This window comes from Halapricum desulfuricans, assembly GCF_017094465.1.
Lineage (GTDB): Archaea > Halobacteriota > Halobacteria > Halobacteriales > Haloarculaceae > Halapricum.
Map to the genome: position 1 here is coordinate 2,049,483 of NZ_CP064791.1, position 12,517 is coordinate 2,061,999.

14 protein-coding genes are annotated in these 12,517 nt (G+C 59.1%); 8 read left to right on the plus strand and 6 right to left on the minus strand.

Annotation, left to right across the window (positions count from 1 at the left end; all coding sequences use genetic code 11):
• Positions 1–72: 72 nt before the first annotated feature.
• Positions 73–1,068 carry an ABC transporter substrate-binding protein gene (locus HSEST_RS10480; RefSeq protein ID WP_229120881.1) on the plus strand — a complete coding sequence of 332 codons (996 nt, stop codon included), beginning with the start codon at positions 73–75 and terminating at the stop codon, positions 1,066–1,068.
• 2 nt (positions 1,069–1,070) lie between these two features.
• Here HSEST_RS10480 and HSEST_RS10485 read toward each other — a convergent pair whose 3' ends face one another.
• The 5 genes from HSEST_RS10485 to HSEST_RS10505 all read right to left on the minus strand — a co-directional run bounded on the left by HSEST_RS10485 (position 1,071) and on the right by HSEST_RS10505 (position 5,755).
• Complete coding sequence (locus HSEST_RS10485) at positions 1,071–2,210, minus strand: ABC transporter ATP-binding protein (RefSeq protein WP_229120882.1); 1,140 nt, start codon at positions 2,208–2,210, stop codon at positions 1,071–1,073.
• Between the two features lie 173 nt (positions 2,211–2,383).
• Positions 2,384–3,760: an MATE family efflux transporter gene (locus tag HSEST_RS10490; protein WP_267491859.1), complete on the minus strand. Its 1,377-nt coding sequence runs from the start codon at positions 3,758–3,760 to the stop codon at positions 2,384–2,386.
• A 135-nt stretch (positions 3,761–3,895) separates the two neighbouring features.
• Positions 3,896–4,600 (minus strand): hypothetical protein, encoded by a 705-nt coding sequence (locus HSEST_RS10495; protein WP_229120884.1) that lies wholly within the window; start codon positions 4,598–4,600, stop codon positions 3,896–3,898.
• 115 nt (positions 4,601–4,715) lie between these two features.
• Positions 4,716–5,360 carry a metal-dependent hydrolase gene (locus HSEST_RS10500; protein ID WP_229122987.1) on the minus strand — a complete coding sequence of 215 codons (645 nt, stop codon included), beginning with the start codon at positions 5,358–5,360 and terminating at the stop codon, positions 4,716–4,718.
• A gap of 158 nt (positions 5,361–5,518) precedes the next feature.
• Positions 5,519–5,755 (minus strand): hypothetical protein, encoded by a 237-nt coding sequence (locus HSEST_RS10505; protein WP_229120885.1) that lies wholly within the window; start codon positions 5,753–5,755, stop codon positions 5,519–5,521.
• A gap of 196 nt (positions 5,756–5,951) precedes the next feature.
• Between HSEST_RS10505 and HSEST_RS10510 the strand changes: the two genes are divergently transcribed.
• The 3 genes from HSEST_RS10510 to HSEST_RS10520 all read left to right on the plus strand — a co-directional run bounded on the left by HSEST_RS10510 (position 5,952) and on the right by HSEST_RS10520 (position 7,967).
• Entirely contained in the window at positions 5,952–6,191 is a 240-nt protein-coding gene (locus HSEST_RS10510) for a hypothetical protein (RefSeq protein WP_229120886.1), read from the plus strand.
• Positions 6,188–6,604, plus strand: a complete 417-nt coding sequence (locus HSEST_RS10515; RefSeq protein WP_229120887.1) for a PIN domain-containing protein — start codon at positions 6,188–6,190, stop codon at positions 6,602–6,604. The genes HSEST_RS10510 and HSEST_RS10515 overlap by 4 nt, the downstream gene beginning before the upstream one ends.
• A 493-nt stretch (positions 6,605–7,097) precedes the next feature.
• A complete protein-coding gene (locus HSEST_RS10520) occupies positions 7,098–7,967 on the plus strand; it encodes a universal stress protein (protein ID WP_229120888.1) in 870 nt (289 codons plus the stop codon).
• Between the two features lie 352 nt (positions 7,968–8,319).
• On the opposite strand, the gene HSEST_RS10525 is transcribed toward HSEST_RS10520, so the two are convergent.
• Positions 8,320–9,063, minus strand: coding sequence for an Lrp/AsnC family transcriptional regulator (locus tag HSEST_RS10525; RefSeq protein WP_229120889.1), 744 nt, complete (start codon positions 9,061–9,063; stop codon positions 8,320–8,322).
• Between the two features lie 291 nt (positions 9,064–9,354).
• Between HSEST_RS10525 and HSEST_RS10530 the strand changes: the two genes are divergently transcribed.
• From HSEST_RS10530 to HSEST_RS10545, 4 genes are read left to right on the plus strand one after another with little or no spacing between them, the layout of a single operon-like run.
• Positions 9,355–9,609: a hypothetical protein gene (locus HSEST_RS10530; protein ID WP_229110559.1), complete on the plus strand. Its 255-nt coding sequence runs from the start codon at positions 9,355–9,357 to the stop codon at positions 9,607–9,609.
• Positions 9,602–10,045, plus strand: coding sequence for a universal stress protein (locus HSEST_RS10535; protein ID WP_229110560.1), 444 nt, complete (start codon positions 9,602–9,604; stop codon positions 10,043–10,045). The genes HSEST_RS10530 and HSEST_RS10535 overlap by 8 nt, the downstream gene beginning before the upstream one ends.
• Before the next feature lie 56 nt (positions 10,046–10,101).
• Positions 10,102–10,788, plus strand: a complete 687-nt coding sequence (locus HSEST_RS10540) for a potassium channel family protein (RefSeq protein ID WP_229120890.1) — start codon at positions 10,102–10,104, stop codon at positions 10,786–10,788.
• Positions 10,789–10,821: 33 nt separating this feature from the next.
• The gene (locus HSEST_RS10545; RefSeq protein WP_418886514.1) at positions 10,822–12,378 is read left to right on the plus strand and encodes a TrkH family potassium uptake protein; all 1,557 of its coding nucleotides are present in this window, start codon (positions 10,822–10,824) and stop codon (positions 12,376–12,378) included.
• Positions 12,379–12,517: the final 139 nt, after the last annotated feature.

The window sequence follows — 12,517 nt, forward strand, 5'->3', positions numbered from 1 at the left end:
GACCGAAATGAGCGCCGAGATCGATCGCTCGATTGGCAGGCTTATATGTTCTCCGCGACGCGACATCGGAACATGTCGATCGAGCTGACGCTGAGTTGCGATAACAGCGATCTCAACAGGGCGTTGCTGAACGGCGAAGTCGAACCGCGGGGGATCGATCTGACGACCACCGTCACGTATCCGCCGCGGCGTCACCGGCGGTTCTTCAGACAACAGGAGTTCGACATCTGTGAGGTCTGTCTGGCCTCGTACGTGTCCTCGCGGACGAACCCGGAAGCGTATCCGTTCACGGCGATCCCGGTGTTTCCGAGCCGGAAGTTCAGACACTCTTTCTTCTACAAGCACGCGGACGCGGACGTCGACGGCCCTGCCGATCTGGCGGGCAAGTCGGTCGGTGTGCAGTCCTGGCAAACCGCCGCGAACGTCTGGATGCGCGGGATCGCACAGGAGCGATACGGGCTCGATCTGGAAACCGTCGACTGGTATCGCCGCCGCGAGGACGACGTCCCGGTTGAGCTCCCCGAACGTTTCGATATCGACCCGGTGCCGGGCTCGCAGGGCGGCGACGCGATCGAGGAGCCCCGCGACATGAAAGCACTGCTCTTCGAGGGGGAACTCGACGCAGTCATGGACCCGTCCGGGTCGCTGTTCCGTGCCGTGGCCGCCGCGGACGAAGTCGAGTTCATGTTCGACGACCCGATCGCGACCGAGCGTCAGTATTACACGGATACGGGTATCCATCCCCCGATGCACACGGTCGCCATCCGGGACGAGATCCTCGAGGAAAACCCCTGGGTGGCCGTCAGCGTCTACGACGCGTTCCGTGAAGCGCGCGATCGTGCGCTGGAGTGGAACACACGCCCGAGTTACAACATGTCACTGACGTGGGCACACCTCCACTTGCTGGAGCAAAACGAACTCATCGGGGATCGCGCCTGGGAGTACGGGCTCTCGGAGGCGACGCGCCGGGAACTCGAAACGTTCGTCGGCTACGCGCACGACCAAGGACTGATCCCGAGCGAATACGCGCCCGAAACACTATTCGTCGATTCGACCCTCGACGTATAGAGTCAAGCGTCGTCGACCGACGGGGCATCGGGCTGCCCGCGACCGCTGTATACCTGCACCGACCCGAGGTCGAACTGAACGGGGACGTCCCCGCCCCGCGACAGGTCGTGGTGAGTCTCGGAGCGCACGACGATCTCGGTATCGGCGTCGTCGATAGCGATCGTCGTCTCGTATAGCTCCCCCAGGATGCCCTCCGTGACGACAGTACCGTGTGCCTCAAAGTGTGCCCCGGCGTCCGTCCGATCCGCTGTGACGGTAACGTCCGTCGGTCTGAGGAAACACTGAACGGGTCCGTTCGGGATCGATTCCGGGACAACGTCTACGTCCGCAAGCGGGAACACGCCGAACGGGACCTCGATCAGCCGCTCGCCGTCAACCTCGGTGAGTTCGCCGTCGAAGCGGTTCCAGCCCCCGAGGAACTGGCGAGTGAAGGGGGACTCCGGATTTCGCGACAGGGTCGACGGATCGCCCCGTTCGACGATCTCACCGTCGTTCATGATCAGGACGCGGTCGGCCAGATAGAACGCCTCCTCCTGGTCGTGGGTGACGTACAGCACGCTGACGCCGACTTCGTGCTGGAGCTTCTGGAGTTCGTCCCGCATGCTCGTCCGCAGGTTCTTATCCAGGTTACTCAGCGGTTCGTCCAGCAACAGGAGATCGGGGTCGTGCACGAGCGCGCGAGCCAGTGCCGCGCGCTGTTGCTGGCCCCCGCTCAAATTCGTCGCGGGTTCGTCCTTCAGATGGGCGATCTCGACCAGTTCGAGGAGTTCGGTCACGCGGTGCTCGTAGTCCGACTCCGGGAACGGATTGTCGGTGTACTTGAGCGGGAAGACGACGTTCTCGTAGACCGTCTTGTGCGGCCAGATGGCGTAGTTCTGGTACACCATCCCGACGTGTCTCTCCTCCGGTGGTTTCGATACGTCGCCGCTTTCGACGACGTCACCGTCGATCGAGATCGTGCCCTCGTCCGGGGTCTCGACGCCCGCGATACACCGCAGCGTCGTCGTTTTCCCACAGCCGCTCGGACCTAACAGGGCGACGATCTCGTCCGGCCGGACGCTGAAACTGACGTCCGAAAGGACCGGTTCGTCCCCGAATTGCTTGCCGAGGCCCGCCACGTCCATCTGCGTTGTGCCAGACATCTGTGGATCAGTGGCTCACTTCCGGGTGGTCCTGTCCCCAGACCTATTACGATTTCGAACGGTGGGACAACAGGCAGATCCGAAGAGGGGAACTCGGCCGGGCGGCTGTACGTCCGCCCCGCATCGACGGCCTGATAACGGGCGGCCGTGACGGGAGATCGACGGCGCCCGTCTCACGAGCCGTCGACGGCTGACCGTTCTTCAATCATGGCCGCCGCCGTGTCGGCCCAGTTGCCCCGGACGAACCCGGCAGCGACGACACCGGCCCAGCAGGCGAACGACAGTCCCAGCCCGACGTAGGCCCCCACGACCTGGTAGCCGGCGACGATACTCAGGGCGAACGAGACACCCAGGAGGAACACGGTCGAACCGAGAAACCGGGCGTAAAACGGCGTCCGCGTATCGCCGGCGCCGCGGAGGGCCCCGGAGAGCGGGTAGAACACGGCCATGAACACGACGGAAACGGCGAAGACCCGCGTGAACGACACGGCGTATCCGACCACTTCCGGATCCTGTTCGAAGAGGGAGACGAGCCGTCGAGCGCCGACGAACAGGATGGCCGCGACCGCCCCGAGGACGACGAGGCTGAGAGACAGGATGGCCCGCGCCTCGCGGCGCGCTCGAGTCGGCTTCCCCTCCCCGAGCGTCTGCCCGACGATGATGCTGGTGACGGTCGTCAGCGCGCGGGAGAACGGGGCGGCGAGCTGTTGATAGATGCGCCGTCCGACGTGATACGCCGCGTTCGGTGCCGTGCCGAAGGCCAACAGGATGGCGTTGAACGGGAAACGAGCGAGTGACGTGCTCATCCCTTCGGCGAAGTTCGGGAGACTCACGGCGATCAACTGCCGTGCGATAGTAGCGTCGCGCGACCACACCAGGGAGATGTCGTTTCGGGCATACGCGAGAACGCCGACGACCGAGATCGCCTCGGCGGTTCTGCTGGTGAACGTGGCGATTCCGACGCCGACGATGCCGAGTGCCGGTGCGATCCAGAGACCGAGACCGAGAGTCAGTGTCAGGAGGATGTTGAGCACGCTCGCAGCGCTGTTGAGGACCATCGGCGTCTGCGTGTCGCCCGTTCCCTGCAGAGAACGGATCCCGACGAGGCCGACGATACGCATCGGTGCGGCGGCGAAGATGATGAACAGGTATCGTCCGCCGGTACGGACGACTTCAGCGTTGGCTCCGAGAACGCCGATGAGGGGACGACTGAACAGATATCCGACGACGACGAGTGGGATGCCACAGAGGAACCCCAAAACGAGAGCCTGGGAGATGACTCTGTTCCGGCTTACAGTGGCTCCGCGACCGGTGTCCTGGCTCGAAAGCGCAATCGCCCCGGTGCCAAAGCTCAACCCGACCCGGAGCGGGAACTGGGCGTAGAGATCAGCGATGCCGACAGCGGCGATCGCGGCGGGCGAGAACAGGCCCGTGACGAAGATGTCGACCGTTCGCATCAAAGTGTTGAAAAATTGTTGAACGGCGATCGGCCACCCGAGAGACGCCGCTCGCCGCCAGATGCGCCTCGTCTGCTCAGCGACGCGAACCATTCACGGGAGGAACTGTGAAGTCGACCGGTAAAAATCACGGTGGAAACAGGGGCAGGCTCAGCCGAATACGGTATGCGGAAATCGGCGTGGCGTCCCGGTGGAAGCCTCTGTGTCTCCCGCGTGATTGCTTGCCGCTCAGCCCCGTATCGAGCCGCTGACCGCGACGAACAGCGCCATCGCAATCGAGCCGAGGAGGACGAGCCAGCCGCTCGCGACGAGAAGGCGTTCGGTGACAGCCGGAAACCGCTCGACGGTCGAAACAAAGATCCGCACGTCGAGGACGACCACCACCAGCGCGCCGACCACGTCGAAGACGAGATCTAGACCCGTGTCTTCCCAGCCGTAGTAGACGAGCACCGGCTCGATGTCGTACCAGTCACCGATCTCGCGTGCGACGAGTTCGATCAGTTCCCAGAAGACCCCGATCACGAGCGTGCACACGACCGTCAACGCGCCGACTCCCCCCGGCCACGGCGTGTGCTCGGTGAGAGACGGGACCGTGACGACAAAGGCGGCGTAGAGCAGGGCCGCGACGAGTGCTGCCGAGACAGTGTGTGTGAGGTGATCCCACCACCACGTCGAGTCGTACGGCCCGAGCATCCCCAGCGAGTGTAGAAACCCGGCGACGCCGAGCCAGAGCGCAAGCGACGGATCAAAGGCGAGCGCCTGGCCTGACCCCGTCCGCACGACAGCGTCGAGGGCAGTCGGAAGCAATGCGAGGACGAGCGAACCGAAGGCATTGACCGCGGCCGCGACGTTCCGACGACGGACGGCGACGACCAACAGGCCGAGGATCGCACCCTGAAAAAGCAGTATACTGATAACCAACAGATCGATCACAATGTCTCAGTCCGTACCTAGGTGGTGGAGGCGGCGGTACCAAGGTTCTTTGGTCAGCCGGAGCGACGACAGCCGAGAGTGGCGCGTCGGGACGGGGCGACAGGCGCTTACTCCGTCAATCAGAGAGATCCGAAGCGACGAGATTCGGGCCGCAATACCGCGGGGGGATAGACGAACGCACGGGCTCGGGCAGCCACGGTCCGACAACCGTCAGGACGGTGATGGCGAGCGTCGGCAGGTACCGACGGACGGCCGTGTACACGCTCGCGACGGTCAGGGCCGCGATCACCGTCCAGCGGAACGACCCCTCGAGCGCCACCAGCAGCGGGACGGCCAGCGCATACGAAAGCAGGAGGTCCCCGGGCGAGCCGTCGTAACTGATCCACCGCCGGGGCGTGATCCACCGCTTCCGGTAGTGATCGTAGACGGCACGCTCCGACGACCCTTCCCAGGGACGGAGTTCGAGGCCGCCTCCGAGCACGTCGGCGACGCTGTGGACGGCCGCTCCCATCAGGAATACGGCGGCAGAGACTGTCGCGACCGAGGGGGCGAGCCCTGCCACGAACAGCGACGGGACGGCCAGAGCGGAATAGTAAACCGGATAGTGGAGGGATTTCCGGTGGCCGACGTACATATCGAAGTCCGGGAAGCTCCCACCCAGTACTCCGGCGAGGAGGGCGACGCCGGCGAACTCCGGTGCGACGGAGAGCACCGGGAGCGCGAGCAGCATCCCCGCGAGCGCGTGGGTCGGGAGCATCATTGTGTTGGACTGCATGGGACACGAGTTCATGAATGTATCGGTCATAGTCAGCGAGAATCGGATCTCCTCCTCCGTAGCGACTATAGCCGCACTCTTCGGCATGTTCGACGTTAGTCGTCAGGAAACCGCCATCGAACGGGATCGATGGCTGGTGACAATCACTCCGATTCCGGCTCGTCGGATAACAGACGCGACAAGACCGCCCAGAGGACGGCGAACAGTACGACGAACGCCGTCGCCCCCTGGAGAATCATCGTGAATCGGGATTTCGAGTCGGGGCTGCCGTCGGAAGTGATTTCGGTCTCGGTATCACCTTCCCAGTCCGTATCGATCGACTCGGGCCCGAACTGTGCATGTTCGAAATGCGGTTCGAATATGGTTATCTTGGAAACCATATGAGACACAACGATCGCGGAGTACATATAGATCAACTGTCACACCAGGCCAGTAGGAACAGGGGGAATGCTACGGGCGCGAGGGGCGCTCGTTCGATCGTCGAACGGATCGGCCTTTGTGGGGTGAGGAGGCTGAATTCGAAGGGTGTGAAATACACCAAAAGACACAGTAATCTGTATACCCATAGATTTCTGTATGCCCAGTATCACCGTCAACGTTGACGACAATCTCAAAGAGCGAATGAACAACCACCCGGAAATCAACTGGAGTGAAGTCACACGACAGGCCATCCAGGAGAAGATCGAAACACTGGAACTGATGGCGGAACTGACCAGCGAGAGCGAACTCACTGACAGCGACGTCAAGGACATCGCCCGGAAGATCAACGAGCGGGGACGCAAGCGAGTTGACGACGAGTTGGGGAAGACCGAATGAAGCTGGTCATCGACGCCAACGTTGTCATCGCCGCCCTCATCGCCGATGCGAAAACGCGGGAGCTCATCGTGACGCTTGAGCCCAAACTTCTGACGCCCGCGTTCGTCTCCGACGAGATCGAGAACTACGAGGCGATGATCGCGGAGAAGTCCGGGATGGAACCGGACCGAGTGGCACAGTTCATCGATCTCCTGTTCCAGTATATCGACGTTGTCCCAGCGGAAGACTTCCACCCGGCCATCGAGCGCGCAGACGAGGCGATCGGCGACACCGATCCCGACGCCGTGCTCTATCTAGCGTGTACGATTGCCAGCGATGGGGGCATCTGGAGTGACGATTCTGACTTCGATCAGCAGAATCTGGTCGAGACATACTCGACAAGCGAAGTGGTCGAGTCGTTCCAGACGGTCTAACTCAACGTGCGGTTGATTTTCAGGAATCTGATCAGTTTAGCTGTACGTGACTTCCCCGTGACAGCCACTCGCCAGTTGACCCTCGAATGAAAGCATCGGCATTGCGTTCGTTGGATCATGTTTCGACGTTGTTAGTCGATGACGACCTCGAAGGGATTGGCACGAGTGGCACTCGTTCAATGGAAAAACGGATCAACTCTTCTGATGTGAGGCAATCGAAATCGAGCGGCTGAAAAACGAACATTATATAATTCACATTATGTATTGATGGCATACTGCAAGAGACAGGGCGCATATCGATCACCGGTCTTTCGTCAACTGACGAGGAGACAGATCGGTAGAGGCAGAGTGTATACAGCACGACGGCGTCATTTGTTCTACGCCGAAGCCAGTGAACCTTCGGGAGTAAATTGGAACCGTACTCAAAGCCACTGATACCGTCGTCATCGACAGAACAGATGTCTTTATGATTCTGTGTGATAGAATATGTTTCATGCCAGCCAATTCGGATGGATCTCCACAGATGCAGATGCTTGAGCACGAAGATGTGGCGTGGCCATCCGAAGATCAACGGATTCTCGTGCCATTCCACGAGGCTGTGAACGTCACCGAGACCGGTCTTCTCGGGGCTAGTATCGCCAGCGGAACGAACGGCACACTCTATCTTCTCCACGCTGTCAAGCCGGGTGACACGAAGAATACAGATGTTATCCGCCATGACGCAGGCACCAAATTCCTGATCAAGCAGGAGTTCGACGTGCCTGTCGTTCAACAGCAAAAAGAGCTCTCTGACGATCTCTTGCGCGCGTTCATCGAGAGCCACGATATCACGAGTGTCCTCATCAACAGAGAGGAAGAGAGTTTCTTCTCTCGGGCGGGATCCGATCAGACGGACGGCTTGCAGTGTCACACTATCGTCGGGTCAGGAATAGCCGCATTCGACTCACCGACAAGTATTCTCGTGCCAGTTGCTGGAGGTCCCCACTCCGGGCTTGCGATACGGATCGCGGAGGCGATCGCTACCGCGTACGACTGTTCGATCGAACTGCTTCACGTCATCTCCGAAGACGCCTCTGAACAGCAGGAAAACGATGCAGCGAAACTGCTCGATACCTACAGCTCTCGGGTCGCTGGGTCGATCGAAGTACATTGTGACGTTCTCCGCAAACCTGGTGTGGCCGACACGATCATCGAACAGTCTGAAACGCGTGATTTGACTGTTCTCGGCGCGCCAGAAAAAGGAGAACTCCGTCGATATGTCTTCGGATCCACAGTAGACGACATAATGAACAACACTGACCCACAGCCGATACTGACAGTCCATCGGAAAGATACAGAATCCTTGATTTCGCGCTGGTTCTGACTGCCGGGACGTCCGGCAGTCGAAATCACACACGACACACTCCCGCGATTAATTGCATCTCTGCACCTCTCAAAATCCATTTCAACAGTTGCGTCGCCGTGAGACAACACCACTGGTTGATTCGGCGCTCGGTATCTGAACCAACTATCAGACAGAATTTACGACTGTCCCATCGATCGTGCCGCTATTGGGACTGGATTTGCTCCCAGACTTCAACACAGTCATCGCAGAGATATCCGGTGAATCCGTCTACGTCGTACCGCTCAACAGACCCATCCGACCCACATCGCTCACATTTCATGGTTCTTCCGTTCGAAGTGCATGACCTCTATTATAGGTTTATTAATACCAGTCATCGTGTCCCAAACACCTCTAAGGCGTCTTTCTCTAGCCCCGTTTTCGAGAACAGGGAAATCACGTCCCCCGCCTCGATAACCGTTTCACCTTTTGGCGTGATGACATCACCGTCCCGTTCAACACCGACCACCAGCATCTCGTCAGCCAACAACCCCTCATCGACCGCCTCTTCGATAGTCAACCCGGCAACCTCGGCCCCCTCTGACACAGTGAATTCGACGACTTCCGCTCCGCCAGCGAGCCCCATGAAATCCGTCAATGACGGGCCCTTCGGGGCGTCTTCCGGTCCGAACGGGTCGTACGGTCGGTGGTACTCCTTTTCGATCACGCTCTCGTCCTCAATATCGAGCCCGATGTCCGACAGCTCACCCGCAATGCGGCCGATATCGCTCGTGTCCGATCCGACAGCCGTTATTGCCAGGTTCGCATTACCAGTCATCAACTCCCGGACGGTCACGACACCCGAAACCTCCAGGGCCGCCTGCGCGAGACGATCACGATCCGGAATCGGGGCTGTACAGCTAAACTGGTAGGTGACGTGTCCCTCGATAGATTTGTAGTCGATGTCCGCAAGGTAGCCCCGCAGAACCCCCTCCTCTTCGAGTTGACGGATTCGATTCCGGATCGTCGCTGGTGTCACCTCCATCTCGTCGGCGATTTCCGGCGCTGCCGTGTTCCTCGCATCCTTTGCCAGATAATAGAGGATGCGCTTATCGATCTCGTCGATGCGAGATACCATACGAGAGCTACGGTCATAACGCATAATTAACCCCCGATTTGGTTGCGCAACCACTCACTGTTAGATGACCTATATATCATCCATACCCATCAATGTTCTGGAAGAGGGAAATACCCTCCAGTATATTTCTCCTTCGAAAATGAAACGCGAAGTTTTATGCTGTGTCGATAATCTAGGAGAGTGTAGATCACTTCCACGGCAAGACATCCGCACAGGTCGTTCGAAGCAGCCCATCCCGAATCATCGTCGTTCGAATAGATGGGCGAGAATCAGCAGGGAGGCACTCAACATATGACTGCAACTGACCCTACTCCGCCGGGAACAGACGCGATTGAACCACGGGCGGGCGAAGAACTCGTTCATATGGAGGACCACGGCGCGTATACACTCGTGGTCGTCAAACGTCCGGATGCACCAGAGGGGGCGCGTGGCCCCTTCGCCTACCACGTCAGGTGGGTTCCGGATATCGACGGTGACGGTGGTTCATTTCGATGGCAGTACCTCGGGGAAACCTACAACGAAGAGGAGGAGAAGCAACATGACTGAATCAGTCCTCCAGCGAACCATTGTTCCAGTAGCTGACCCTGACGACGCAGCGGCAACTACAGAGGCAGTCGCTTCGCACGTTGACGACGTGGGTGGGACCGTGATCGCCGTCCACGTCATCGAAAAAGCCGGTGGTGCGCTCGATAAAGCCTCAGTTGAACAGCGTGAGCAGGCGGCACGAGACCTATTCGCTGTTGTCAGGGACGGCCTCAGCGATACTGATATCACCCTCGAAACGGAGATTCTGTACGGCACCGATGTCGCACAGACGCTCATCGATGCGGCTCACGACCTCGACGCAAGTGCTATTGTGTTTACACCACGCGGTGGGAGTCGCTGGCAGAAATTGTTAAGTGGAGACGTTACCCACCACCTCCTCAACAACACCGACGTCCCGATCCTGGCCTTTCCCGAGGAAGACGTGAGTGAATCATGATCCGGATCGAACACCGCCTATCCAAGCAGACCACAGACCGCTAATTCATCTCAGATATGTACATCATCATTGTTGGCGCAGGCGATATCGGAACACCACTGATAGATATTGCGACTCGCTCCGGAAACGAGGTTGTAGTGATCGAGAGAGACGCACAGAGAGCCGACGCCGTCGCTGGCGAGCACGACTGCCTGGTGCTCAATGCGGATGCCACATCGAAAGAAACGCTCAGCGACGCGGGGGCTGAGCGAGCAGACGCCATCATCTCGACGACTGATCAAGACGCGACGAACGTTATGGTTTGTCTGCTCGCGGAGGAATTCGAGATTCCGGCAATTACGTCAGTCGTTCACAATCCGGAGCACATGAATCTCTTCCGCCAGATCGGCGTGAATACGATCGAAAACCCGCAGCAACTCATTGCCGGACACCTGTATCGGGCAGTCGCCAGGCCAGCTATTGTCGATTACATGCGAATCGGCGACCAGGCAGAGGTCTTCGAAATCACAGTCACAGAGGGCGCACCGGTTGCTGGAAAGACACTCACTGAGGCTGGTAAAGAGGGGATCCTGTCGGACGATGTCTTGATTGTTGCCATTGAACGTGAGGACAACAACAAACCAATAACACCGCGCGGACAGACGCGAATCAAAGCGAACGATCTATTAACGGTCTATTCCGCATCTGGGGCCGACCCCGAACTTACAGACATTTTCGGCCATTACGAAGACCGAACGGTATAACGGACGAAATTAGATCTGGGCAGTGGATATCATATGTTGAAAGTAGATACGAAGGCTGTCGGACGTGACGTTGGACGGATCGTGCAGGCGATCTCTCTGATGATGGTGGTGTCCATCTTTGTGGCAGCTGTGAACGCCGAGTTCTACGCGATTCCTGCATTCGTCGTCTCTGCGATCGTCATGGCCGGGATCGGGACTGGCCTCGTCTGGCGGTATCGTGGCGCGGATCCGCCGGAAAAACGCGAGGCGATGGTCACCGCTGCATCAGCATGGGCGTTGATCGGTGTCCTCGGTGGGTTGCCATTCCTCCTCATCGCCTGGACGATCCAGATCGATCCGTTTCCTGTCTGGACCAACACGCCACCGATGGATTCGACAACGGAGGTATTCCTCCGTCCGCTGGATGCGGTATTCGAGAGCATGAGCGGATTCACCGGGACCGGTCTCACGATGGCTGCTGTCGAAGAAGAACTGCCCCGATCGCTCCACTGGTGGCGATCGTTCATCGAGTGGGTCGGTGGCGTCGGCGTGATTGTGCTAACCGTCGCCATCCTCCGGCGGGGCGGGGGACGCAGTGGTTCGTACACCCTCTACGAGAGCGAAGCCCGCTCGGAAAAGATCCATCCGAGTATCGTGACGACCGTCCGGGAGATTTGGAAGATCTTCGTGGGTCTCACGCTCGGCTCGATCATCCTGTTTGTGCTCGTCGGGATGCCGTTGTGGGATGCGATTAACCACGGGATGACTGGTATAGCGACGGGCGGGTTCTCCGTGCACGCGGATTCGATTGGCCATTACGGCAGCCCATTGATCGAGTATGCAACGGTACCGGTGATGGTCGCAGGGAGTATCGCCTTTCCCGTCCACTATCTGATCTTCAAGGGAGAAATCCGGAACTTCTACACCGATCTGCAAACGCGGTGGGTGTTCATCTGGTTTACTATCGGCTCACTCCTGTTGACAGTGATCCTCTACGCGAACGGCCAGTACTCTTCGCTCGAAGAGACGTTTCGGATCAGCCTCTTCCAGTTCGTCTCGGCGACGTCGAACACCGGCTTTGCCAGTACGACGATCGGCGGTGGGACGGAACAGGTCTGGAGTGCCGGCGCGACACTGCTTGCGTGTGTCGGGATGCTCACTGGTGCGGCGGCCGGTTCGACGGTCAGTGGCCTGAAACTCATCCGGGTAGCTACGCTTGTCAAAGGAACAGTCTGGCAGATTCAAGAGGTGTTCCACCCGTCGAGTGCGATTCGGTACCTGGAGATCGATGGCCGGCGACTCGACGAGGAACAGGCCCAGCGCGAGTACACGGAAGCGACAGTCGTGTTCGTCCTCTGGCTCACGTTTCTGGCGATCGGTGTTACTGTCCTTTTGCGGGTCCTCTCACCGGCCCATCCACTGGAATACGTGATCTTCGACGTGATGAGCGCCCAGAGCAACGTGGGACTCGATTCCGGGATTACCGGGCCGACCATGCCTGCTCCCGCCAAAGGGATGTTGATCATCAACATGTGGGTCGGGCGGCTTGAAATTATTCCAGTAGCCGTGTTGGCCGGCTCGCTCCTCCAACGCCTTAATCTATACCGATAAGACAGGCAGGCCGCACGTATTGACACCTCCAGACACTCACTCGAATAATGCGCATTTACTCTGCAATCACCGTCTTCAGTATAAGCGAGACTAAAGAGTTCAGGAACCGTCACGGACTATTGTTCGCCTATTTCGGTCG